The sequence below is a fragment of the Geothermobacter hydrogeniphilus genome (genome assembly GCF_002093115.1).
Lineage (GTDB): Bacteria > Desulfobacterota > Desulfuromonadia > Desulfuromonadales > Geothermobacteraceae > Geothermobacter_A > Geothermobacter_A hydrogeniphilus.
Window position 1 is genome coordinate 85,757 of record NZ_NAAD01000003.1, and the last position, 22,990, is coordinate 108,746.

The following is a 22,990-nucleotide window of genomic DNA, read 5'->3' on the forward strand; positions in this document are numbered from 1 at the left end:
AAACCTCCAGATGCCAGGCGCCCGCGGCCCAAGGAGCGAGGTGTAGCGGAGCTACTCCGTAGTGACGCGGGCTGTGGGCGACGACGCAGATGGGGGGGGCATCAGCCGAGTTGCGCCGCGTCTTTTTCGGTTCGTTCGTTCATGACCTTATACGCGCAGAATTCACCGCACATGGTGCAGGCGCCATGCTCCTCGTCGACGCCCGATTCGGCGCGCAGGCGGCGGGCCTTGTCCGGATCGAGGGCAAGCTTGAACTGGCCTTCCCAGTCGAGCTGCTTGCGGCATTTCGCCATCGCCAGGTCCTGCTCCCAGGCGCCGGGGATCTTTTTCACCAGGTCGGCGGCGTGGGCGGCGATGCGGGTCGCCATGACCCCCTCGTGGACATCCTCGACCGTCGGCAGGCGCAGGTGCTCGCTGGGGGTGACGTAGCAGAGGAAGTCGGCCCCGGCGGCGGCGGCGACGGTACCGCCGATGGCGCAGGTGATGTGGTCGTAGCCAGGGGCGATGTCGGTCACCAGCGGGCCGAGTACGTAGAAGGGGGCGCCGTGGCAGAGGCGTTTCTGCAGCTGGATGTTGGCCTCGATCTGGTTCAGTGGCACATGCCCCGGGCCCTCGATCATCACCTGCACGCCGGCGTCCCAGGCGCGCTGGGTCAGCTCGCCGAGCAGGATCAACTCGTGGATCTGCGCCCGGTCGGTGGCGTCGGCGACACAGCCGGGACGGAAGCCGTCACCGAGAGAAAGGGTGGCGTCGTAGGGGCGGACGATCTCCAGCAGTCGGTCAAACTGCTCGAACAGCGGGTTCTCGGCGTCGTTGTGCGCCATCCACTCGACGGTGAAGGAGCCGCCGCGGGAGACCACGTCCATGATCCGTCCTTCGTTGCGCATCCGCTCGACGGTGCCGCGGGTGACGCCGCAGTGGACGGTGATGAAGTCGACGCCGTCGTCAAGGTGTTTGACGATGCCGTCGAAGATCTCGTCGGCGGTCATCTCGACCATCGCCTTGTTCTTGCGGGTCACGGTGTCGACTGCCGCCTGGTAGAGCGGCACCGAGCCGATGCAGGCGTCGGTCTGGCTGATGATGGCGGCGCGGATCTCGTCGATCGGCCCGCCGGTGGAGAGGTCCATGATGGCGTCGGCGCCGGCGGCCACCGCCACCTTGGCCTTCTCCAGCTCCTTGTCGATGGAGACGTCGTCTTTGCTGGTGCCGATGTTGGCGTTGACCTTGGTCTTCAGGCCGAGGCCGACCGCCAGCGGCGGCGCGTTGGAGTGTTTGACGTTGTGGCAGATGATCGCCGTGCCGGCGGCGATCCGTTCGCGCAGCAGTTCGGCGTCAATCTGTTCGGCGGCCGCGGCGGCCTTCATCTCTTCTGTAATCAGGCCCTGGCGGGCGGCTTCGAGCTGAGTCATGAGCGGGTTCCTTTTTTGTCCTGCCGGGTCGAGGAATCTTTATGATGCCAAGACGCCAGGCAAACCGTTGTAACAGGAGACGCAGAGGGGGAGAGACGCTGAGCCAGGAATTCGTTCAGGTTTAAAAAACAAAATGCTTTCTCTCTGTCTCTGCACCTCTCCGTCTCTGCGTTAAAAAAGATTTTCGGGCCGGATCAATGTGTTTCGCTTCCTGCCTGTTCACTGATCGCCCGCGCCCCCTGCCAGTGATTGACCGGGCCGTGGCCGTGGCCGAGGTCGGGAGCGGCGGCGATGGCGGCGTTGATGAACCGTTTGGCGGTCTTGACCGCGACCGGCAGTGGTTGCCCCTGGGCGAGCAGCGTGGCGATGGCCGACGAATAGCTGCAGCCGGTGCCGTGGGTATTGGTGGTGGCGATGCGTTCGGAGGCAAAACGGTGCAGTTTGTCGCCGGCCAGCAACAGGTCGACCGCCGCGCCCTTGAGGTGCCCCCCCTTGAGCAGCACGTTGCGGGCGCCCATTGCCTGCAGCTTGCGGGCGGCACGTTCCATCTCCGACTCGGTTTCGATGGCGATTCCCGACAGCGCCTCGGCTTCCGGCAGGTTCGGGGTGAGCAGGTAGGTGAATGGAAGCAGTTCGGTGATCAGGACTTCGACCGCCTGCTGCTGCAGCAGCGGCGCGCCCCCCTTGGCAATCATCACCGGATCAACGACCGCCGGCAGTCCGTGACGATCGATGGCAGATGCGACCGCGCTGACGATATCGGCGGAGAAGAGCATCCCGGTCTTGAGGATGTCGCAGCCGAGGTCACTGAGGACTGTTTCCAGTTGTTCGGCGACGAAATCGGCCGGGCAGGGATGGATGCCGGTTACGCCGAGCGTGTTCTGGGCGGTCAGCGCGGTGACGGCACTCATGCCGTAGCCACCGAGCAGGGTGATGGTCTTGAGGTCCGCCTGAATACCGGCGCCGCCGCCGGAATCGGACCCGGCCACAGTTAGCACCCGTCCGCGGGGAGGTTGCAGACCACGGTTGAAGAGCAGTGAGAATTCGCGTGCCGCGATGCGTGGATCACTGTCTTCGCGGAGTGCCGAGATCACCGCCAGGGCGTCGGCGCCGGCCTCCAGGACCGCCGGCGCCAGATCGCGGCGGATGCCGCCGATGGCGACCAGCGGCAGCTTGACCGCTCGCCGCACTTTCTCCAGCGTCCTCAGCCCGACCTGGACCGCGTCCTGCTTGGTGGTGGTCGGGTAAATGCTGCCGACCGCGATGTAGTCGGCGCCATCCGTTTCGGCCTGCAGGGCCTGCTCCACGGTGCGGGTCGACACCCCGATCAGCCGTTCCGGTCCGAGCAACTGCCGCGCGGTGGAAACCGGGGTATCATTCTGGCCGAGATGGACGCCGTCGGCTTCGACGTCTGCCGCCAGTTCCGGATTGTCGTTGATCAGCAGTTTCGCCCCGAATTCGCGACAGAGTTCGAGCAGCCCGCGGGCATCTTCACGCTGGTCGCCTGTGGAGCGGGTTTTGCTGCGGTACTGGATGACACGGGCGCCTCCCTGCAGCACGGCGCGGGTGGTTTCCAGGTAGCGGCCTTCGGGGTCGGCGTCGGTGATGTAGTAGAGACCGTTGATCATTTATGTCAGTCCATAAAAAAACAGCACCGCGGGCAGATTCGGCCGCGGTGCTGGATCGAGTGGTTACGGCCGCTTCCCTACGCCGGTATAACCCGGATCAGGTTCAAAGGGTCGTCCTTGCGGACTCTCAGTGACTACTCCCCTAGCGGTGTCTATTCGAATTGTTCCTGTTGGTCAGGCCAGGACGATGCGGTTGTTGAGCAGGTCAATCTCTTCAATTCTGCCGGCGATCTCCTCGATCTTGCCGAAAACGTCGACCAGTTTCACTTTGCCGTCAAGAGGGAGCAGCGATGCCACGTTGTCCAGGGTGCGTTCCTTGTCGCCCTGCACCAGCAGGAGCGGACCGTTGTCGAGACACATGATGAGATACCTCCTACCTGGATCCGTGGGTTTGTGCCGGATGAAGAGTGTAAGTGCTTGGCCTGGATGCGATTTTCAAAAATCTAAGGCGCACCCACAGGTTCGCCGGTGATTTTTGGGAAGCGCATCCAGGTCAATGGCTTGCGCTATTCGCCGGTGACAAGCTCACGGATTCAGGTCCTAGTTTCAAGCCTGCAGACTAGCGAATGCCTTCCCCCGCTGTCAATCATCAATTGTTGACTCGGGCGGGAAACATTCACCGGCCGAGCTTTACACGCCTCGGCCGGCATGCTACAAAATTTCTTTTGTCTGTTTCCCGAATCAGTGTTGATGGCGTCGCAAAAACTCACTAGCAGCTGCGTTGCTGCGTTTGTCTCGCTGTTTCAACGTACGTAAGTACGCCTCATTGCTTGACAATCGCGCGCCTTGCTGCTGGCGCTTTTTGCTTAGCCAACACTGATGCTTTTTTGCGAAAGCATCAGTGTTGAGTTCGCTGCTTCAGGTTCTGCCCCCTGATGGAGTACTGCCATGGATTCTCTGCCCGCGACCCGTATCGAAATTGACCTTGACGCCCTGCGGCATAATTTTCGTCTGGCAGGTGAGTATGCTGCCGGTCGCGACCTGCTTGCCGTGGTCAAGGCGGATGCCTATGGACATGGAGCAGTGCGGGCCGCGCAAACCCTGGCCGGGGAAGGGGCCGAGCTTTTCGGCGTCGCCCACCTTGGGGAAGCGGCTCCGTTGCGTCAGGCCGGTATCGACCGGCCGATCCTGCTCTTCTGCGGCGTGCGTCCGGGAGAGGAAGACCAGGTTCTGAAGTTGCGATTGACGCCGATGTTGTTCGACCTCGGGTTGGCGGAACGTCTTGACGGACTGGCGGCCAATGCCGGGATCCGACAGCCGGTTCACCTGAAGATCGATACCGGCATGGGACGGGTCGGCTTTCGCCCGGAGGAACTGCCGGAGGTGCTGGAACGCCTGCGGCAGTTGTCTCACCTTGAACTGGAAGGCGTGGTATCCCACCTGGCCCTGGCCGACGAACGGGACAACCCCTTCAGTGAGGAACAGTATGCCTGTTTCCGTGCCTGCCTGCGGCAGGTGCGGGAGGCGGGATTTTCTCCCCGGTGGGTTCATCTCAGCAACAGCGCGGCGCTCTACAGTCGTGATTTCCCCGAATGCAACCTGTCGCGCCCCGGGATCAGCCTCTACGGCGGATTGCCAGGACCCGGTTTCGCTGATCTTGACCTGCGCCCGGTGATGCATGTCCGCAGTTCCATCGCCCAGCTCAAACAGGTTCCCGCCGGGACCGGGGTCTCCTATGGCCATCGTTTCACGACCGGGCGCCCGACCCGGCTGGCGGCGGTTCCGGTCGGTTATGCCGACGGCTATTCGCGTCGCTTCAGCAATTGCGGAGAGGTCCTGATTCGGGGCTGCCGGATGCCGGTGGTCGGAACCGTGTGCATGAACTGGACCCTGGTCGACGTAACCGACCTGCCCGAGGTCGCCGTCGGCGACCGGGTGACATTTCTCGGCCGGGACGGCGACGCCCTGTTGCGCGGCAGTGATCTGGCGGCGAAGATCGGCACCATCGACTATGAACTCTACTGCTCCCTGGGTTCGCATAACGAGCGGGTCTACGAAGGTTGAAAACGGTTGCCAGGGCGGTCGCGTCCGTGGTAGAAAGCCCTGTTCAGGCCGCGCCTGAAGACCGCTGCATCCGATCACACCGAAAACCGCCAGGAGTTGACGGTTTTTTCTGTTTTTTGCACCTACAGCTTTCCCGAGGTTGAAAAATGGCTACCATTAAACGCGCTCTCATCAGTCTTTCCGACAAGACCGGCATCGTCGAATTCGCCACCGAGCTGGCGGGCTACGGGGTCGAAATTCTCTCTACCGGAGGCACTGCCAGACTGCTGCGGGACTCCGGTCTGGCGGTCAAGGATGTATCCGAATTCACCGGATTTCCGGAGATGCTTGACGGCCGGGTCAAGACCCTGCACCCCAAGATTCACGGTGGTCTGCTCGGGTTGCGCGACAATGAAGAGCATGTCGCGACCATGGCTGAGCATGGCATCGAGCCGATCGACATGGTGGTGGTCAACCTCTATCCCTTCGAGGCGACGGTCGCCAACCCCGACTGCTCCCTGGAGGATGCCATCGAGAATATCGACATCGGCGGTCCGACCATGCTGCGCAGCGCGGCCAAGAATAATCGTTCGGTGACGGTGGTGGTCGACCCGGGCGATTATCCGAAAGTGCTGGCCGAGATGAAGGCGTCGGGCGGCGCGGTTTCCCCGGCAACCAACTTCGGTCTCGCGGTCAAGGTCTACCAGCACACTGCCGCCTACGACGGCGCGATTTCCAACTGGCTCGGATGTCGGCTGGATGAACAGTCTGCCGCCTTTCCGCCGGCCCTGAGCCTGCAGTTTCACAAGGCCCAGGAGATGCGTTACGGTGAAAATCCCCATCAGCAAGCGGCCTTCTACGTCGAAAAGAATGTTACCGAAGCCTCGATCAGCACCGCCCGCCAGTTGCAGGGCAAGGCGCTGTCCTACAATAATATCGGCGATACCGATGCCGCCCTCGAATGCGTCAAACAGTTCAATGAAGCGCCCGCCTGCGTCATCGTCAAACACGCCAACCCCTGCGGGGTGGCTGTCGGCGAGACCCTGCTCGATGCCTATCGGCGCGCCTTCTCGACCGATCCGGAATCGGCCTTCGGCGGTATCATCGCCTTCAACCGGGAGCTTGATGGTGAGACCGCGGCGGCCATCTGCGAGAAACAGTTTGTCGAGGTGATCATCGCTCCCAAGGTCAGCGAGGCTGCGGTGGAGGCCGTTGCCGCCAAGAAGAACGTGCGTCTGCTCGAATGCGGCCAGTGGCCGGAACAGCCGGCGGCGCGGTTCGATTTCAAACGGGTCAACGGTGGACTGCTGGTCCAGGAACTTGACCTGGCCCTGACCGGAGAGCTGCAGGTGGTGACCCGCCGTCAGCCGACCGAGGAGGAGATGCGGAACCTGCTCTTCACCTGGAAGGTCGCCAAGTTCGTCAAGAGCAACGCCATTGTTTATGGTAGGGACGGCATGACCATCGGTGTCGGCGCCGGGCAGATGAGCCGGGTCAACTCGGCCCGCATCGCCGCCATCAAGGCTGAACATGCCGGGCTCGATGTCAAGGGCGCCGCCATGGCCTCCGACGCCTTTTTCCCCTTCCGTGACGGCATCGACAACGCGGCGGAGGTCGGTATCAGCGCCGTGATCCAGCCGGGCGGTTCGATCCGTGACGAAGAGGTGATCGCCGCCGCCGATGAGCACGGCATGGCGATGGTGTTTACGAAAATGAGGCATTTCAGGCACTAACTACAACTTCGGCGCAGGGCAAAAGGCTAAGGGCTAAAGGGTCTTTCCCTTGGCCTTTCGCCTTTGGCCTTTGGCCGATTCAGGAGTCATTATGAAAGTTCTCGTTGTCGGCGGTGGTGGCCGCGAACATGCGCTCTGCTGGAAAATAGCCCAGTCGCCGCTGGTTGATACCCTCTACTGTGCGCCGGGAAACCCCGGCATCGCCCAACTCGCCGAGTGCGTTCATATTGCCGCCGACGAGATCGACGCGCTGCTGGATTTCGCCCGCGCCGAGAGCATCGACCTGACCGTGGTCGGACCGGAGGTGCCCTTGACCATGGGGATTGTCGATCGTTTCCAGGAGGCCGGTCTGGAGATTTTCGGCCCCAGTCGGGCGGCCGCCCGGATCGAGGGGAGCAAGGGGTTTTCCAAGGATCTGATGGCGCGTCACAATATTCCGACCGCCGCTTACCGCAGCTTCAGCGAGCACGCCGCCGCAGTGGCCTATATCAGGGAACAGGGTGCGCCGATCGTGGTCAAGGCTGATGGCCTGGCGGCCGGCAAAGGGGTGATCGTGGCGATGGACGAAGCGACCGCCATTGCCGCCGTCGATGATATCATGCTGGAGCAGGTCTTCGGCAGTGCCGGGACGAGCGTGGTGATCGAGGAGTTCATGGACGGCGAGGAGGCCTCCTTCTTTGCCTTCACCGACGGCAAAAATATTCTGCCGCTGGCCTCCTCCCAGGATCACAAGCGGGTTTTCGATAACGATGAGGGGCTCAATACCGGCGGCATGGGCGCCTATTCGCCGGCACCGGTGGTGACCGACGAGCTGTACGACGAGATCGTCGAGACCATCGTCAAACCGACCGTAGCCGGCATGGCCGCCGATGGGCACCCTTATGCCGGGATTCTCTATGTCGGGCTGATGATCAAGGACGGCAGACCGCGGGTGGTCGAATTCAACGCCCGTTTCGGTGATCCCGAGGCGCAGCCGTTGCTGGTGCGGATGAAGGAGGACGTGGTGCCGATTCTGCAGGCCTGCGCGCGCGGGGAGTTGAAGCAGACCTCTCTTGAGTGGCATGACAAGGCCGCAGTCTGTGTGGTGATGGCGTCCGGCGGTTACCCGGGCAGCTTCACCAGGGGACACGAAATCAAGGGGCTGGAAGAGGCCGCGCAGATCGACGATCTGGTTGTTTTTCATGCCGGCACCAGGCTGGTGGATGGTAAGGTCGTCAACAATGGCGGTCGGGTTCTCGGGGTGACCGGGCTCGGCAGTGATGTGGCGACAGCAATTCGCAAGGCCTACCGGGGGGTGGAGACAATTTCCTGGCAGGATGCTCATTATCGCAAAGATATCGGGGCGAAAGCGCTCAAGGGCGGGCGCTAGCAGGATGTTGAAAAAGTCACGTTCCCCAGGCTGAGCAAAAATGTCCAGATGCAAGGCGTCCGCAACCCCGCGGAATAAGGCGTACCGGAAGGTACGTCGTTGACGCGGGGTGAGGACAACGCAGCAGATGGGCGTTTTTCATCAGCCTGCTAGGCTCTGGGCGTCAGGCGCCGGGTTGTTCAAGATTCTCCCGGCGCCGAGTGCCCAGTGCCCAGTGCCTGAAATCAAAGGAGTTTTGTATGAGTGACAAGCCGTTGGTCGGAATCCTGATGGGGAGCGACAGCGACTACGAGATCATGGCCGAAGCGGCCCGGGCGCTGCGTGAGTTCGGCGTTCCGTTTGAGGTTACCGTGACCAGTGCCCATCGCACCCCGGAACGAACATCGGAATACGTTCGTCAGGCGCCCGGTCGCGGCATCAGGGTGTTGATCGCCGGCGCCGGCGCCGCGGCTCACCTGGCTGGGGTGGTGGCTGCTGAAACCACTCTGCCGGTGATCGCCGTGCCGATTGACGCGACCGCCCTGAACGGACTCGACGCTCTGCTGGCGATGGTGCAGATGCCCGCCGGAATTCCGGTGGCGACCATGGCGATCGGCAAGGCCGGAGCCCGCAACGCCGGAATTTTTGCCGCCCAGATTCTTGCCGTTGCCGACTCGTCGTTGCGGGACAAGTTGACCGACCAGCGGCAGACGATGGCGGCGGGGGTGGTCGCCAAGGCCGAGAAATTGCAAGAGCGACTGCGCAAGGATGGATTTTGATTCCGGTCTGTTCTTTGATTGACCGGCCTGCACTGTGCTGATGGATCCGATGGAGGGGAGGCTCTGAATCAGTGAGTTCATTGCCGGCGAACAGCACAAGCCATTGACTCGTCTGTCCTTTCCAGAAATCACCGGCGAACCGGATGGGTACGCCTCAGATTTTTGAAAATCACATTCAGGCCAGGCGCTTGTACTTTTCATCCGGCATGACCCCCAATGATTCAGGGGGAAGCTTGATGGCGTCGCAAAAACTCACCAGCAGCTGCGTTGCTGCGTTTGTCTCGCTGCTTCAACGTACGTAAGTACGCCTCATTGCTCGACAATCGCGCGTCTTGCTGCTGGCGCTTTTTGCTTAGCCAACACACTTGATGCTTTTGCAAAAGCATCAAGCTTGACAGACTGAAAACGGTTCGATTAATGTTGATGAGATTGGTTAGATTTAGTCCCCCAGTCTCTCGAAGGCTGTTGGATGCCAGCGGGTCGGTGTTATCGCCGGCTCGTCAATTTTGACCAGCCTCCTCGCCACGCCGACCTATCAGGAGACGACGCTTGAACGCAAAAAAAAGTTCGTTTTTCGACCACGTCTGGGACTTTTTCTGTTCCCTGAAACTTGCCATCAGTACCCTTATCCTGCTGGCTCTCACCTCCATTATCGGGACCGTGATCCAGCAGAACGCGAATCCCCAGGATTATGTCAGGGAGTACGGCGAGACCGCCTACCGGATATTCTCCGCCCTCAATTTTCTCGACATGTACCACTCCTGGTGGTTCCTGACCCTGCTGACTCTTTTCGCCGTCAACCTGATCTGCTGTTCGATCAAGCGTCTGCCGCGGATTCTGAAGCTGGTCAACCAGCCGAACCTTGACCCCGATGAACGGTTTTACAAGACTCTGGCCAATGGAGGAGAACTGACCGTCGGTCTGGCTCCTGAGGAGGTCCGTGATCGGCTGGCGGAATTTCTGGGTCAGAAGTTTTCCCGGCCGCGGGTCGCTGAAGGGGAGGGGGTAATCCAGCTTTTCGCTCAGAAAATGCCCTGGGCTCGGTTCAGTGTCTACGTCACCCACCTGTCGATCCTGGTGATTTTCCTTGGCGCTATCCTGGGCACCGTCTGGGGTTACAAGGCCTATGTCAATATTCCCGAGGGAAGCAGTACCGACAAGGTCTGGCCGCGCGGCAGCGATACACCGATCGATCTGGGGTTCGAGGTGCGCTGTGATCGTTTCGAGGTGCAGTTCTATCCCGGCGGCATGCGCCCCAAGGAGTTTGTCAGTGACCTGGTGGTGCTGGAGAATGGCAAAGAGGTGGTGAAGAAGACCATCGAGGTCAATGACCCGCTGACCTATAAAGGGATTACGTTCTACCAGTCAAGTTACGGACCGATGGGTGATCCGCAGTTTCACTTCAAGGTACGCGAACGGGCCACCGGCAAGACGGTGACCGTTGTCGCCCACAAGGGCCAGCCGGTCAAGCTGCCGGGCGGACAGGCGTTTCGGGTAGCTGATTTCACGGAACATTTTCAGACCTTCGGTTCGGCTGCCCGGATTGAGATGCTGCCCGACCTGACCGGCAAGAATCCGGCAGGAAGGAGTCGGAAATCCTTTGTTGTGCTGCAGAAATTCCCGGAATTCGACGCCCAGCGCGGCGGTGAATATATCTTCAGCCTGCTCGATTACAAGCAGCGCTACTATACCGGTCTGCAGGTTGCTAAAGACCCCGGTGTCTGGGTCGTCTGGCTGGGCTGCTTCTTTCTTGTCGCCGGTACTTTTTCGGCCTTTTTCCTTTCTCACCGTCGTCTCTGGGTGACCGTTCGTGCGGAAGGCGGCAAGACCCATGTCCGCTACGGCGCCAATGCGCACCGTAATCAGGCGGCTTTCGCCATCTGGTTTGAAGATTTTGCCAGGGACTTCGAGGAGTCGCTGAAAAAATAGGTTGTCTGAACCACGCTGTTGCCAGAACTTTTAGGAGGCACACACATCATGTCCAGCGTTAATTTGTTCAATTTCACCACTATTGCTTATTTCTCCGCCATGATCCTTTTTGTCGGCTACCTGGTGACCCGCAAGGAGGGTGTTTCCCTGGTTGCCAACATTGCGACCTGGATCGGTTTTGTGCTGCATACCGGTGGCATCGGTCTGCGCTGGTACGAGTCCTACCAGATGCTCGGTGCCGACGGCAGGGCGCCGCTCTCAAATCTCTATGAATCGGTGGTTTTTTTCGCCTGGACCATCGTCTTGATCTACATCCTGATCGACCTGAAATACAAGCAGCGCGCGGTCGGAGCCTTTGTCGTGCCCTTCGCTTTTCTCGGCATGACCTGGGCCCAACTCAACCTCGATGACGCCATCGATCCCCTGGTCCCAGCGCTGCAGAGTAACTGGCTGACCTATCATGTCATCACCTGTTTTCTCGGCTATGCATGCTTCGCTGTCGCCTGCGGGGTGTCGATCATGTACCTGATCAAGTCGGGCAAGGAGCAGAATAATGCTGAATCGACTCCGGCCGGCGGGGTGATGTCGCTGTTCCCCAGCATCAAAGTGCTGGACGATATCAACTACAAGGCGATCATGATCGGTTTTCCGCTGCTTTCCCTCGGTATCATTACCGGTGCCGCCTGGGCTAATTATGCCTGGGGAACTTATTGGAGCTGGGATCCGAAGGAGACCTGGAGCCTGATCGTCTGGTTCGTCTATGCCGCCTTCCTGCACGCCCGTTTTACCCGCGGATGGGTCGGCAGAAAGGCCGCCTGGCTGTCGGTGTTCGGCTTTGCCGCGACCATTTTCTGCTACCTTGGAGTGAACCTGGTGCTTTCCGGTCTTCATTCCTATGGTGGCGGTTGATCTTCTCCCTCCCCCGGCCCGGCCGGCCGTGGTGTGAAGATTGCATCTTTTTATGGGGGCGGTTCCTGTTTGCAGCTCGAGTGAACTGCGCGGGAGCCGCCTTTTGTTTTTAACCTGAATTCGTGAGTTTCTGACGGGCGGGAGTGTAAGTGCTTGTCCTGGATGGGATTTCCGAAAATTTGAAGCGCATTCATAGGTTCGCTGACGATTTTTGAGAAGCTCAGGCAGGTCAGTCTTGCGCTATCCGCTGGCAAGGAGTTCACTGCTTCAGGTTTAATCCCTGCCGAACGATCCCGGATGGGGTTCGGAAAGGGCTGGTCTGTGCCGTCTTTTGGCCGGATCGATGACTGTGTATTGACAGGAGGTTTCTGCAATGGAGCGGCTGTTGAAATACCTTTTGATGGTTTTGGCGGCATTTTTCCTATTTCAGGGCAGTGCCTGGGCCGGTGGTTGCGTGACGACCGCCTGTCACGCCATCATGGGGAAGGCAAAAGTGGTGCATGGTCCGGTCGCGGTGGGGGAATGTGGTCTCTGTCACGAGTCGACCGGCAGGAAGCATCCGGGGAAGAAAGGTGCCTTCAAGCTGGTCAAGACCGGCAGCGATCTCTGTTATCTCTGTCACGACAGCAAAACCGAGGGGAAAAAACATATTCATCCGATTCTCGAAGAGGGTTGCACCGGTTGTCACAGCCCTCACCAGTCAGCCAATAAGTATTTCCTGCTGCAGCCCGGCAACGCGCTTTGTCTGATGTGTCATGATGACAAGGGTGGCGGAACCAATCAGCACCCGGCTGTGGAGGAAGGTTGTATCTCCTGTCACGATCCCCATGCCGGGGATGCTCCGAAGATGCTCAGTGTTGAAGGCAATGACCTTTGCCTGACCTGCCACGATGATCCGACCGGCGGCAGAAAATATGTTCATCCCGCCCTTGAGGAAGGCTGTACCTCCTGTCACGATCCCCATGATGGCCCGGCGCCGAAGATGCTGCCGGCGGAAGGCAAGGATCTTTGCCTGACCTGCCATGACGACCCGACCGAGGGGATGAAATATGTTCATCCGGCCCTGGAAGACGGTTGTACCGCCTGCCATGACCCCCACGCCGGGGATGCGCCGAAGATGCTCAGTGCAGAGGGTAATGATCTCTGCCTGCAGTGCCATGATGATCCGACCGACGGGATGAAGGTGGTCCACCCGGCGGTGGAAGAGGGATGCGTCTCCTGCCATAATCCGCATGCCAGCCCGAATCCGAAGATGCTTCGTGCCGCCGGCAGTGCTCTCTGTTACCAGTGTCACGAGAGCAAGACCGACGGTAAGGCGCATGTGCATACCCCGGTGGCCGATGGGGAATGTACCTCCTGTCATGGACCTCATGGCGGTCCGAAGGAAAAGATGCTGCCTGCGACCGGCAGCGCTCTCTGCTATCAGTGTCATGATGACAAGACTGATGGTCAATTCGTGCATCCGCCGGTTGCCGCCGGTGAATGCGAGAGCTGCCATGATGTCCATGCTGCCGATGGGGAGTATCAGACCATCGAACCGGGCAATCAGCTCTGCTTCATGTGCCATGATGACAAGGCTGAACTGGGGACCATGAAGAATGTCCATCCGGTTGTCGCCGACGGTTGCACCAACTGCCACAACCCCCACAATGGACCGCAGCCGAAAATGTTGCCGGCTCGTGGAGACGCCCTCTGTGCCGGTTGTCATGATGACATTGCCGCTACGGCAAAAAATGCAGTTTCAAAGCATCCCGCCCTTGAGGATGGCTGCACCGTCTGTCATGATGTTCATGGTACCGGGCAACCACGCATGTTCAGCAGTCCTCTGGAAACCATGTGCTTTGACTGTCATGACGAGATGCAGGAGAAGATTGCCGGCAGTGTTTCCCAGCATCAGCCGGTGAAGAATGGCCGCTGTGTCGCCTGTCACGCGCCCCACGGGTCACGGAATCCACCGTTGCTGAGGGCGAGTTATCCTCCGCCGGGCGAGTTCTATGCGCCCTACCGGCCGGGGACCTATGCACTCTGTCTGACCTGCCATAACCGGGGCAAGTTGGAATATCGTCGTACCTCCGAGGCGACCAACTTTCGCAACGGGGATCGGAATCTGCATTACGTGCATGTCAACAAGCGCACCAAGGGAAGGGTCTGTCGCACCTGTCACGATGTCCACGGTGCCGATCAGCCGAAGCTGGTTCAGAGCAAGACCCGTGGTTTCGGCAGCTGGGACATCCCGATCAAGTTGCAGAAGACCGAGACCGGCGGCACCTGCATGGTCGGGTGCCACCAGCCGCGGGGTTATGATCGGGTGCGTCCGGTGCGCAACAAGTGAAGCGAGGGATGAAGGTGAGTTTGAGGCGGTTCTGCCATAAATACGGATGCTGGTTGTTGCTGCCGGTCCTGCTGTTGGCCGGATGTTCACCCGCCGCGGCACCCCGAAAAAGGTTTTTCTGGCCGATCGGGACGGGCCAGCCGCGCATTGAATATCTCAACTACTATCTTGGCGAACAGGATCTGAAGCGAGGGGTCGAGAACCCCTTTTCCGATGCCGTGTTCGGCAGGGAACGTCCGGTTCCGGTTTTTCAGCAGCCCCATGCCATTGCTGTCAAGAAGGACGAGGTACTGGTCTCTGATCTGATCATCAAGAAGGTTGTTGTCCTCGATTTTTCGCAAAAGAAAATCCGCTACCTGAAAGACGCCAAGGGGCGGGATTACCTCTTCCGTCGACCGATCGGCATCGCCGTGGCTCCACGGGGTACAGTCCTGGTGGTTGATGCCATTGAGCATCGGGTTGATGTTTTTTCGGCTGCTGATGCCTACCTCAAATCCTTCGGGCAGAATCATCTGTCACGACCCACCGGCATTGCCGTCTCTCCGGATGGTCAACAGGTCTGGGTGGTGGATACCGGTGCCCACAGGCTGGTTCATTTTGATGGTGACGGAAACTATCTGGGTGAAATGGGGGCGCGCGGAGTGGCTCCCGGGATGTTCAATTTTCCTCTGGATGCTGATTTCGATGCCGAGGGGAATCTCTACGTTCTTGACGCGATGAATGCCCGGGTGCAGGTTTTTTCCCCGCAGGGTAAGTTTCTGCGCGCTTTCGGTGGTCGCGGGACCCAGCGGGGGCTGTTTCGCATTCCCAAAAGCCTAGCGGTCAGTCGAACTTCGGGGTTGATTTATGTGACCGATTCGATGGCCAACGATTTTATTGTTTTTGACCTGCAGGGGAGGCTGTTGCTGACTGTCGGCGGGCATTATGCCAGCAACCTGAGCAAGGTTGTGCCCGGAGGGATGAATCTGCCCAAGGCAATCGCGGTTGACAAGCAGGATGGGATCTGGGTTGTTGACGGGCTCAATCGTATGGTGCACCGTTTCCAGTATCTTACCCCCGCCTACCTGGAAAAACATCCGATCCTGCCTGGAGAGAGGCTGGTGCCGACGGCTGTTTTCAAGTCGACTCCAGCGAAGTAGGTAAGATGAAAATGAAGCGCAACTGATGGAAGGTAAATTATGAAAAAGCTGATCTGGATGTCGGTCCTGGCGGGTTCCCTGCTGGTGACGTCACTGGCGGCGGCGGCCGGTCTTGAAATTGTCTACCCGGCTGACAAGACGGTGGTGACCAAGTCCAATTACCTGATTATCAAGGGCGGGGATAAGCCTCAGCTTGAGGCGATGGTGATCACCATCAACGGGGTGGCCAGCGATCCGATCGATATTTCAGGGGCTGATTACCGGGCCGCCTTCGGCGACCTGCTGATTCTGCAGCCGGAATTCGATGCCGGTAAAAATCAGGTCGAGGTCAAGGGTTACGTCGCCGGGAAGCAGGTGGCCAGGGCGACGGCTGTTCTTTTCTATCAGAAGGACCCCATGACAGCTGTCCCGTCCGGGTTCGTGCCGTTTCGGATGCATACCGCCGAGCGTGAAGCCAAGTGTGTCGGCTGTCATAATATGAATCCGGACAAGGTTGAGATGCGGCAGACCGACCCGGCCAAGAATCCCTGCGCCTCCTGTCACCGTCGCATGCTGAATCGCAAGTACGTGCATGGACCGGCTGGTGCCATGCAGTGCGCGGCCTGTCACAGTATGCAGCCGAAGAATGGTGTCAAGTATACGGTTTCCAGTGATGACGCGGCCCTTTGCGGTGGCTGCCACAGGCAACAGGAGGACCGTTTTGCCAGAAACAAGAAGTTGCACGGTCCGGTTGATGCCGGCCTCTGCCTGCCTTGTCATGACCCCCATGCCAGTGACCAGCCGGCGCAACTTGTCGCCAAGGTCAACGACCTCTGTCTCGGCTGCCATGAAGCGATTCGCGGCCAGGTCCACGCTGTTCAGGGGCTGACCGGCAACTCCCACCCCCTGGAGGGGCGTCCCGACCCGAGTCGGCCCGGACGTGAGCTTTCCTGCGCCGGCTGTCATGATCCCCACGGTGGTGCGGTGGAGCAGCTTTTTGTTCAGCAGAAGACCAGCCGTTTCGGACTCTGTGCGGTCTGCCATCAGAAGTAGAGTGCGTCTTTTGCCAAATAGACTTTCGGTCTTATGGCAGGACGCCGCCCGGTCTTTTGGGGGACCGGTGATGTAATCTCAGGAAAAACCGAGACTTGTTGGGGTGAATTCGGGTTGGCACATGCCTTGCTATGTGTTTGTGTGTAGCGATAAACCGCTCAAATACACGCCAGCGTGGCGTCGGGATGAGCATTGAACGATGAAGGGTGGATGGTCCACTCAAAACGCAACTCCAAGGAGGTAAGGAAATGAAGAAGGTATTTGTTCTGGCCGCAGCGCTGATGCTGTTTGCCGCCCCTGCCATGGCCGTGATCAGCGGCTCCAAGCACGATTTTACCCAGGCTCCCTACAATGCCACCGAAATCTGTGTGTTCTGCCACACCCCGCATGGTGCCGACACCAGCGTGGCTGACGCGCCGCTGTGGAACCACTACACCACGACCCAGACGTTCACCACCTACACCTCGGCATCCCTCGACGGCACCATCACGTCGCCCTCAGGCCGCTCCAAGCTGTGCCTCTCCTGCCATGACGGCGTCACCGCCATCGACGCCTACGGCGGCGCGACCACCGGTACCCCGATGGCAACCGGTATTGCCGCCAACCTCGGTACCGACCTCAGCAACGACCACCCGGTCAGCGTGACCTACGAAGATGCGGCCAATGGCGGCACCGACGCCGGTCTGCGTGCTGCGGATGCCGCCGTCGGCACCTCGGTCACCAACGGTGGTGTGACCCTGCCGCTGTACACTGACAAGGTCGAGTGCGCTTCCTGCCACGACGTGCACAACGGCGGCGCGGGTCAACCCATGCTGCGGGCCAGTAACGCCAACAGCGCCCTGTGCCTGGTCTGTCACAACAAGTAAGTCGTTATGTCTGCATTCAAGGCTCCCGGTCCCTGGGCCGGGAGCCTTTTTTTGTTTCTTGACGGAAATCGTGTTAAAGTTTCCCACCTTCCGCAGTGAAGGAATTCTGGGTCAAGAGGTGAAGTCGTGCTGAAGAGATGCTGTACCGTTCTGGTCCTGGTTCTGTTGCTTGCCGGTTGTGCCGGTCCGAAGAAGAAGTTGGAGCCGGTCTATTTTCCTCCTCCCCCCGATCTGCCGCGTGTCCAGTATCTGACCACCTTCATCACGGAACTCGATGTTCTGCCGGAGAACAAGCGTCGACTCGCCCTAGCGCTGGGCAATACGGCACCGATGGTTTTCAAGAAAGCGACCGATGTCGCCTTCTACGGACATGTCCTTTATGTTATTGATTCCGGGATTCAGGCGCTGTGGCGTTTTGATCTGCAGCAACGCAAAGCCAGGGTGCTGCAGGGGTTTGATTCCGCCGGGGGGGGAGAGACCTTTGCCCTGCAGAAACCGGTCGGCCTGACCATTGATGAGCAGGGTCGGAAGTTTATCGCGGACAGTGGCCTGCATACGGTCATTGTTCTCGACAAGGATGAGAAATACATTCGTTCCTACAGTTTCCCGGAGGGCTTCCGCCCGGGTGGAATGGTTGCCGCGGGGGGCAACTTGTGGGTCGGGGACCTGCGGCACCACCGGATTTATCGTATCGACATCGCCAATGGAGAAGTTCTGCAGACGTTCGGAACCAAAGAAGGTGAGTTGTACTGGCCCTATTCGCTGGCTTTCGACAGTGCCGGAAATCTCGTCGTCAGTGACATGGGGCTGTTCAAAGTGCTGAAGTTTTCGCCTGAGGGCAAGCTCCTCGGGGAGATCGGCCAGGTCGGTGACCGGCCGGGTCAGTTCACCCGGCCCAAGGGGATTGCCGTGGCCCCTGATGGGCTGCTGCATGTGGTCGACGGCGGCTTCGAGAATGTCCAGGTTTTTGACCGCAACGATCGCCTGCTGATGTACTATGCTGATGCGCCCCCTCCGGCCAATCTTTTTCTGCCGCTGGGCATCGCCGTCAGTGCCGATGTTGTTCCCGATCTGCAGGAATTTATCGCGCCCGGGTTCAAGGCCAGTTATGTAGTGGCGGTCGCCAACCAGTTCGGGCCGAGCCGGGTCAGTCTCTATGCCTTCGGGGTGCGAGAGGGCGCCGACTATTCGAAGTATGGTCTTTCTACGGACAAGAAGAAGCCCCAATGATGTTTATGGCGCCATTGCATGACTGAGTTTCACGCCGGGCCCGCTTTAATGCGGGCCTTTTTTTTGGTGGGCGGTCCGTTTTGGGCAACGCCTTTTCCCCGGTATTTCATGGTGTGAAGGCGGCGGCGTGGCGATATGCCGTACTGTGCTGAAGCACAGTTTTTGATGTGGTGTTGCATCGGCGGTTTTTCGAGTCGATCCCTGTATCTAACAGTCTGAAATAAATAGTGAAAAAGCTTATTGCCGAGGGTCCGCCATGAGCGTGAGCTATTTGCGATAGCCATGGCGGCCGGGGAACGCTTTTTGCACCAAACAGGGCAGACTTTGTCGCGGGGACTTTGTAAATTGTTTAAAACATTCTTAAAAATTTCAATCTGTTTGCTGCTGCTGTTGACGAGTCTGCAGCCAGCTTTTGCCCTCAGCCGTCTCAACGGCAGTGTTGAGTTGGCTTATGGCGGCTACAAGGCGGATGAGGACGGGCAACAGGTTGCCGACACCTCCTATTTCGCGCAGAAGTACAGTCTGCTTTATTCCCTTGACGGTCAGATTTATGAAGGGCGGGGCGGTGGTTATAAACTTGCTCTCGGCGCCGAGTGGATCAGCCTGGATCTGGATGAAAATGGCGAAAGTCAGTCGCTGCAGGCGCCGAAAGCGCTTTTTCAGGGAGAATTTCTCTTCGCTCCGGGGGGGTTGCCGATCCGTTTTCAGGCGTATTCCCGCGATCTCTCTGAAGCCCAATTCGTTGAGGACTCGACTTTCGCCTGGCAGGGGGATTTCTTCCCCTATCAGACCGAAGGTGTGATTGAGCCGCTGGTCTACGATGACATTCAGGACGGCAGTCGCATTGAGAGCGGTGCCACCCTGTTTCTCGGTATCCGCAACGGCCATTATCTCGGCAAGTATCGTGATATCCTTTCCATGTTCCCGCGGCTGTTGATTGACTATCGTCAGGTGGATGTCCGTGATCTTGAGTCTCTCACCCCGCAGAAATACAGCGAACGCGACCTGGCTTTTGTCTCCCTGAACAAGAAAGACAACTGGTTCCATTACCGTCTTCACGATTATGTCGATTATCTCGACCCGCAGAATAATTTCCGCGAAAAGATCTTCATGCTTGGCACTGTTGATCACACGCTGACCCGCCAGTGGATCAATATCACCAACTGGATCAAAATTTCCGCCGATGTCAGTTACACGACCCTGGATTCCTCCGGATTCGTGCCGGATGAGGAACGCTACGACCTGAATCTTTTCTCTGTTGGAAGACGAACCAACTGGGAGTTCAGCAACTTCACCACCTTTGAGCGTCTGCTCCGTGCTGATCGAATGATCAGGGAATTGGAGATTCCGATTTTCGCTTCCGGCCAGTTGAACCGTGACACGGCCTGGCGGGTCCGTCTGCTCGGGGAGAAGCGCGATGAATCGAATTTTGCCACCGGCGGGAACCAGACGGGGCATGTCGATTCTTCCCTGGTTGACACGAAGATCGAAGGGTTCCGCAACTCCCGTTATCGGGCGGATTTCAGGTCGGAGCTGGAATACAACAACGATGACCTGATGCAGGGGGATGCCCAGCGGTTGACCTTCTCCTTCTATTCGAACCAGGCTTATCGCCCCCGTTATGATATGTTCGGGTCTGTTTCCGTCGCCCGGTTCGCGGGACGGAACAAGGCCAATGTCAACGACAGCAATTATTATGAAACGGTGCTGATCGGCAAGGTCGAGACCAATATCACCTCGCGACTCAGGGTCGGGGGGCAGGAACAGCTGGTCTGGGGACAGGGGGACCTGGGTGGCAGCTTGACCCGCTATGTCATCCCGCTGGGAGAGGTTGAAAAGCTCAATGATGCGAATTTTCAGACCGGCACCACCTGGCGGAATACTCTGGCGCTGTTTGCCGAAATGACCAGTTCCAATCGTTTGGACAACCGCATTGAATTCATCTATGACCATCTGAATGCGTCTTCGGACAGCGATGACCAGCTCAATTTCAGGCACACTCTGAATTATGATCGACGGTCGTTTTCGTTGCGGATGGCCACGGAATATACCCTCAACTCGACGCCGTCGGTAGAAAACAACAGCAATCTGGTTACTCTGGGAACCAGTGTGGGCGGGGGGACGAGGAATGAGTTCAATCATCACCTGACGCTCAATTACGCTCCGAACCGGAACTGGGAATTGCGGGGGCGGCTGGACTACCGCTGGAGTGACATCGTCAACGGTCCCGATTACACCACCGTCGATGCTCGGCAGTCGCTGCAGCGCAACATCTATCGTCAGACCGGCCTGATTCGTCGCATCGCCTCGATTGAGCAGGAGCTTCGTTACGAGGAGGAAACGAGTTCCCGTTACGATGTTCGCGTTACCACTCTCGGGGTGGCCGTCAACCTGTACCCGACCCGTCACCTGTACCTCGGATCACGTGTCCGTTATCGTTATTTTCAGCAGGATGACCAGGGTGAATACGCGGTTTACCTGATGGCGGGGCTTGATTACCAGAAATTTAAAATCAACCTCGACTATGCTTACGGAGACAGAGAGAAAAAGGATGGTGCCGTTCTTCCTGAGCGCGTTGAGCATCGTTGGCGGGTGGAAGTCAAGAAAACATTCTGATCCTTATGTGGTATCGTTTGCAATCGGCTCCTTTCATCCTCTGGTGAAGGGGGCTTTCTTTTTGTTGGGTGAAGCTGTCGGACGGGTGGTTTGGATTTGATGAAATCGATCGTTGCATCCATTCTTCGGGACGAAGAAAGTCAGTCGCCGGAAGGGTATCGCTGGTCCCTTGATCCGTTTCTGCTGGTCGCTTTCGCGGGGGCCACCTGCAGGGCGCCGATGATGGACCTCGGTTGTGGCCGTGGAATCATCGCGTTGCTGCTGGCTGCCGGAGGGGTGGAGCGGGTGGATGGCATTGAGCGGCAAGCGTTGCCGGTTGCTGCTGCCCGTAAAAACCTCGGCCGCCTGCCGGAGCCCGGCAGGTTTCGCGTCATTCACGGGGATCTGCGGCAGTGCCGGGAATTGTTTGCGGCGCAGTCCTACCGGACGGTACTGACCAACCCTCCATATCGCTCCCCCAAAAGCGGTCGCATTGCTCCCGACGCCGAGCGTGCCGGGGCCCGGCATGAAATGGCCGGCGGGCTGGAGGACTTTATTCGCGCCGCCGCCTATCTGCTGAAAAACAACGGGCACTTCTGCATTGTCTATCTGTCGGAACGGCTTGCGGAATTGCTGTCCCTGATGCAGAGTTGCAAAATTGAGCCAAAACGGTTGCGTATGGTTCACTCCAGGGAAGGTGAGGGGGCCAAGCTGGTGCTGGTTGAGGGACGGCGCGCGGCCAGACCCGGCGGCCTGAAGATCGAGCCGCCGCTTTACCTGTATGACGGAGACGATTACTCCGCGGAGGTACGGGAGATCTATACCGGTTTCGGCCTCGGGCAAGAATAGGGCAGTTGTCAGTTTGCAGCCTACTGCCTACTGCCTACTGCCTACTGCCTTCTCCCCTTTTCAGTCTCCGCCTGCCGGATACGAACCCGGCGCAGGGCATCGCGAATTTCACCCTCGGGCAGGGCGGCAAGTTCCCGTTCAATGGCGGCCCGTTCGGTTTCGGTCAACGGGCTCCGCGGCGGACGTTCGGGAGATGTTGTCTCGACAGGGGTGTCCGGCATCCGGCCGCGTTTCCAGAACAGCTCGCGAATCAGCCCTTCGCCGAGTTCCTGATTGAGTTTCTGCAGAATCTGTGGCGCCATCATCCGCAACTGCTGCATCCAGATCGGCTGGTCGACGCGCACCTCAAGGATGCCGTCGCGAATGCGTAACGGTTTGGCGTGGGAGGCGATCTGCGGTCCGACCACCTGCTCCCAGACCTGCCAGGCGCGGTACTGCTTCAGTTTTTCCGCATAGCCGCCACTGGAGAAGAACTCCTCGGCGATGCTTCCGGCCCTGACCGCCTGGGGGAGACGTGGTCGCTTCGGTTTCCTGTTCATTGCACCCGGCGCCGGGCTCGTCCCCCGAGGAGTTGTCCGGCCACGGCACAGGCCAGGGTCAGGGGGACAATACTCCAGCCGAAACCATAGTGCAGGCGCAGCAGGATGATCATTGGAATCGTGATATGGATGTAGATGAACCAGCGGAGCGAGAATTTGCGTACCCCTTCGCGCAGGTAGCCGAGGGGAAGGTTGGCGCCGAAGGCAAAAACCAGTAAGCTGGTAAGGTGGATGGTTGTTTCGGATATCACCGATGGTCTCCTGATAAAAACTGAGGGATTTTATCGCCTTTTCTCCGTCGGGTCAATGGTGGGGTTGCTTCGTTGTGACAATCATGGCATGATGCCGGCCCCAAGGGAAGGACAGCATGGTCAAAAAAGGTGATCTGGTTGCCATTTTTCACTCGATTCACCGGGTGATGAAGGCTGAAAAACTGCTCAAGTCCGCAGATGCGAACATCCTGCTGATTCCTGTGCCGCGTCAACTCAGTTCCGATTGCGGTCTGGCGATTCGCATCGTGGCGGAAGACCGGGCGCGGGTACTGGCACTGCTCGATGAAGCGCGGTTGTCGCCGGTGGAACTGCATGAAAAGCAGGAGGGCGGTTTTGAGTTGCTTCCGTAAGGGCTAACTTGTCTCACCGCCGTCGTTTTCTCCTTGACAGTCGATCGGCGCTTCACTATTATTTCATC

General features: G+C 58.9%; 19 protein-coding genes and 1 riboswitch. Of the genes, 14 read left to right on the forward strand and 5 right to left on the reverse strand.

Annotated elements, in window-relative coordinates:
• Nucleotides 1-101: 101 nt before the first annotated feature.
• The 3 genes from thiC to B5V00_RS03850 all read right to left on the reverse strand — a co-directional run bounded on the left by thiC (nt 102) and on the right by B5V00_RS03850 (nt 3,397).
• Nucleotides 102-1,409: a phosphomethylpyrimidine synthase ThiC gene (gene thiC / locus B5V00_RS03840; RefSeq protein WP_085009439.1), complete on the reverse strand. Its 1,308-nt coding sequence runs from the start codon at nt 1,407-1,409 to the stop codon at nt 102-104.
• A gap of 194 nt (nt 1,410-1,603) precedes the next feature.
• The gene (gene thiD / locus B5V00_RS03845; protein ID WP_085009440.1) at nt 1,604-3,037 is read right to left on the reverse strand and encodes a bifunctional hydroxymethylpyrimidine kinase/phosphomethylpyrimidine kinase; all 1,434 of its coding nucleotides are present in this window, start codon (nt 3,035-3,037) and stop codon (nt 1,604-1,606) included.
• A 57-nt stretch (nt 3,038-3,094) separates the two neighbouring features.
• A riboswitch (TPP riboswitch) is annotated at nt 3,095-3,191 on the reverse strand.
• 20 nt (nt 3,192-3,211) lie between these two features.
• The gene (locus B5V00_RS03850) at nt 3,212-3,397 is read right to left on the reverse strand and encodes a CooT family nickel-binding protein (RefSeq protein WP_085009441.1); all 186 of its coding nucleotides are present in this window, start codon (nt 3,395-3,397) and stop codon (nt 3,212-3,214) included.
• Between the two features lie 528 nt (nt 3,398-3,925).
• Between B5V00_RS03850 and alr the strand changes: the two genes are divergently transcribed.
• The 13 genes from alr to B5V00_RS03915 all read left to right on the forward strand — a co-directional run bounded on the left by alr (nt 3,926) and on the right by B5V00_RS03915 (nt 21,761).
• Nucleotides 3,926-5,041, forward strand: a complete 1,116-nt coding sequence (gene alr, locus B5V00_RS03855) for an alanine racemase (protein WP_085009442.1) — start codon at nt 3,926-3,928, stop codon at nt 5,039-5,041.
• 146 nt (nt 5,042-5,187) lie between these two features.
• Nucleotides 5,188-6,753, forward strand: a complete 1,566-nt coding sequence (gene purH / locus B5V00_RS03860; RefSeq protein WP_085009443.1) for a bifunctional phosphoribosylaminoimidazolecarboxamide formyltransferase/IMP cyclohydrolase — start codon at nt 5,188-5,190, stop codon at nt 6,751-6,753.
• Between the two features lie 91 nt (nt 6,754-6,844).
• Nucleotides 6,845-8,122 carry a phosphoribosylamine--glycine ligase gene (gene purD / locus B5V00_RS03865; RefSeq protein WP_085009444.1) on the forward strand — a complete coding sequence of 426 codons (1,278 nt, stop codon included), beginning with the start codon at nt 6,845-6,847 and terminating at the stop codon, nt 8,120-8,122.
• A gap of 239 nt (nt 8,123-8,361) precedes the next feature.
• On the forward strand, nt 8,362-8,880 hold the full coding sequence (gene purE / locus B5V00_RS03870; protein WP_085009445.1) for a 5-(carboxyamino)imidazole ribonucleotide mutase: 519 nt from the start codon (nt 8,362-8,364) through the stop codon (nt 8,878-8,880).
• A gap of 549 nt (nt 8,881-9,429) precedes the next feature.
• Nucleotides 9,430-10,809, forward strand: coding sequence for a cytochrome c biogenesis protein ResB (resB, locus tag B5V00_RS03875; RefSeq protein ID WP_085009446.1), 1,380 nt, complete (start codon nt 9,430-9,432; stop codon nt 10,807-10,809).
• 48 nt (nt 10,810-10,857) lie between these two features.
• A complete protein-coding gene (gene ccsB, locus B5V00_RS03880; protein ID WP_085009447.1) occupies nt 10,858-11,718 on the forward strand; it encodes a c-type cytochrome biogenesis protein CcsB in 861 nt (286 codons plus the stop codon).
• Between the two features lie 373 nt (nt 11,719-12,091).
• Nucleotides 12,092-14,050 (forward strand): cytochrome c3 family protein, encoded by a 1,959-nt coding sequence (locus tag B5V00_RS03885; RefSeq protein ID WP_085009448.1) that lies wholly within the window; start codon nt 12,092-12,094, stop codon nt 14,048-14,050.
• A gap of 53 nt (nt 14,051-14,103) precedes the next feature.
• Entirely contained in the window at nt 14,104-15,189 is a 1,086-nt protein-coding gene (locus B5V00_RS03890; protein WP_172399615.1) for an SMP-30/gluconolactonase/LRE family protein, read from the forward strand.
• Nucleotides 15,190-15,228: 39 nt separating this feature from the next.
• Entirely contained in the window at nt 15,229-16,221 is a 993-nt protein-coding gene (locus B5V00_RS03895) for a cytochrome c3 family protein (RefSeq protein WP_085009450.1), read from the forward strand.
• Between the two features lie 248 nt (nt 16,222-16,469).
• Entirely contained in the window at nt 16,470-17,087 is a 618-nt protein-coding gene (locus tag B5V00_RS03900) for a cytochrome c3 family protein (protein WP_085009451.1), read from the forward strand.
• 126 nt (nt 17,088-17,213) lie between these two features.
• Nucleotides 17,214-18,317, forward strand: coding sequence for an NHL repeat-containing protein (locus B5V00_RS03905; protein WP_085009452.1), 1,104 nt, complete (start codon nt 17,214-17,216; stop codon nt 18,315-18,317).
• A 378-nt stretch (nt 18,318-18,695) separates the two neighbouring features.
• The gene (locus tag B5V00_RS03910; protein ID WP_085009453.1) at nt 18,696-20,933 is read left to right on the forward strand and encodes a hypothetical protein; all 2,238 of its coding nucleotides are present in this window, start codon (nt 18,696-18,698) and stop codon (nt 20,931-20,933) included.
• Nucleotides 20,934-21,032: 99 nt separating this feature from the next.
• Nucleotides 21,033-21,761: a tRNA1(Val) (adenine(37)-N6)-methyltransferase gene (locus tag B5V00_RS03915; protein WP_085009454.1), complete on the forward strand. Its 729-nt coding sequence runs from the start codon at nt 21,033-21,035 to the stop codon at nt 21,759-21,761.
• Between the two features lie 41 nt (nt 21,762-21,802).
• Here B5V00_RS03915 and B5V00_RS03920 read toward each other — a convergent pair whose 3' ends face one another.
• Together B5V00_RS03920 and B5V00_RS03925 are read right to left on the reverse strand one after the other, a co-directional pair.
• Nucleotides 21,803-22,300 (reverse strand): DciA family protein, encoded by a 498-nt coding sequence (locus tag B5V00_RS03920; protein WP_085009455.1) that lies wholly within the window; start codon nt 22,298-22,300, stop codon nt 21,803-21,805.
• Entirely contained in the window at nt 22,297-22,551 is a 255-nt protein-coding gene (locus B5V00_RS03925; protein ID WP_139800640.1) for a hypothetical protein, read from the reverse strand. Before B5V00_RS03925 ends, B5V00_RS03920 begins: the two co-directional genes overlap by 4 nt.
• Before the next feature lie 116 nt (nt 22,552-22,667).
• On the opposite strand from B5V00_RS03925, the gene B5V00_RS03930 reads away from it, so the two are divergent.
• On the forward strand, nt 22,668-22,922 hold the full coding sequence (locus tag B5V00_RS03930) for a putative Se/S carrier protein (RefSeq protein ID WP_085009456.1): 255 nt from the start codon (nt 22,668-22,670) through the stop codon (nt 22,920-22,922).
• Nucleotides 22,923-22,990: the final 68 nt, after the last annotated feature.

What these genes read in the sequence shown, in the direction of transcription:
- thiC (WP_085009439.1), bottom strand. Translation starts at nt 1,409, where the DNA reads ATGACTCAGCTCGAAGCCGCCCGCCAGGGCCTGATTACAGAAGAGATG.
- thiD (WP_085009440.1), bottom strand. Translation starts at nt 3,037, where the DNA reads ATGATCAACGGTCTCTACTACATCACCGACGCCGACCCCGAAGGCCGC.
- B5V00_RS03850 (WP_085009441.1), bottom strand. Translation starts at nt 3,397, where the DNA reads ATGTGTCTCGACAACGGTCCGCTCCTGCTGGTGCAGGGCGACAAGGAA.
- alr (WP_085009442.1), top strand. Translation starts at nt 3,926, where the DNA reads ATGGATTCTCTGCCCGCGACCCGTATCGAAATTGACCTTGACGCCCTG.
- purH (WP_085009443.1), top strand. Translation starts at nt 5,188, where the DNA reads ATGGCTACCATTAAACGCGCTCTCATCAGTCTTTCCGACAAGACCGGC.
- purD (WP_085009444.1), top strand. Translation starts at nt 6,845, where the DNA reads ATGAAAGTTCTCGTTGTCGGCGGTGGTGGCCGCGAACATGCGCTCTGC.
- purE (WP_085009445.1), top strand. Translation starts at nt 8,362, where the DNA reads ATGAGTGACAAGCCGTTGGTCGGAATCCTGATGGGGAGCGACAGCGAC.
- ccsB (WP_085009447.1), top strand. Translation starts at nt 10,858, where the DNA reads ATGTCCAGCGTTAATTTGTTCAATTTCACCACTATTGCTTATTTCTCC.
- B5V00_RS03885 (WP_085009448.1), top strand. Translation starts at nt 12,092, where the DNA reads ATGGAGCGGCTGTTGAAATACCTTTTGATGGTTTTGGCGGCATTTTTC.
- B5V00_RS03895 (WP_085009450.1), top strand. Translation starts at nt 15,229, where the DNA reads ATGAAAAAGCTGATCTGGATGTCGGTCCTGGCGGGTTCCCTGCTGGTG.
- B5V00_RS03900 (WP_085009451.1), top strand. Translation starts at nt 16,470, where the DNA reads ATGAAGAAGGTATTTGTTCTGGCCGCAGCGCTGATGCTGTTTGCCGCC.
- B5V00_RS03915 (WP_085009454.1), top strand. Translation starts at nt 21,033, where the DNA reads ATGAAATCGATCGTTGCATCCATTCTTCGGGACGAAGAAAGTCAGTCG.
- B5V00_RS03920 (WP_085009455.1), bottom strand. Translation starts at nt 22,300, where the DNA reads ATGAACAGGAAACCGAAGCGACCACGTCTCCCCCAGGCGGTCAGGGCC.
- B5V00_RS03930 (WP_085009456.1), top strand. Translation starts at nt 22,668, where the DNA reads ATGGTCAAAAAAGGTGATCTGGTTGCCATTTTTCACTCGATTCACCGG.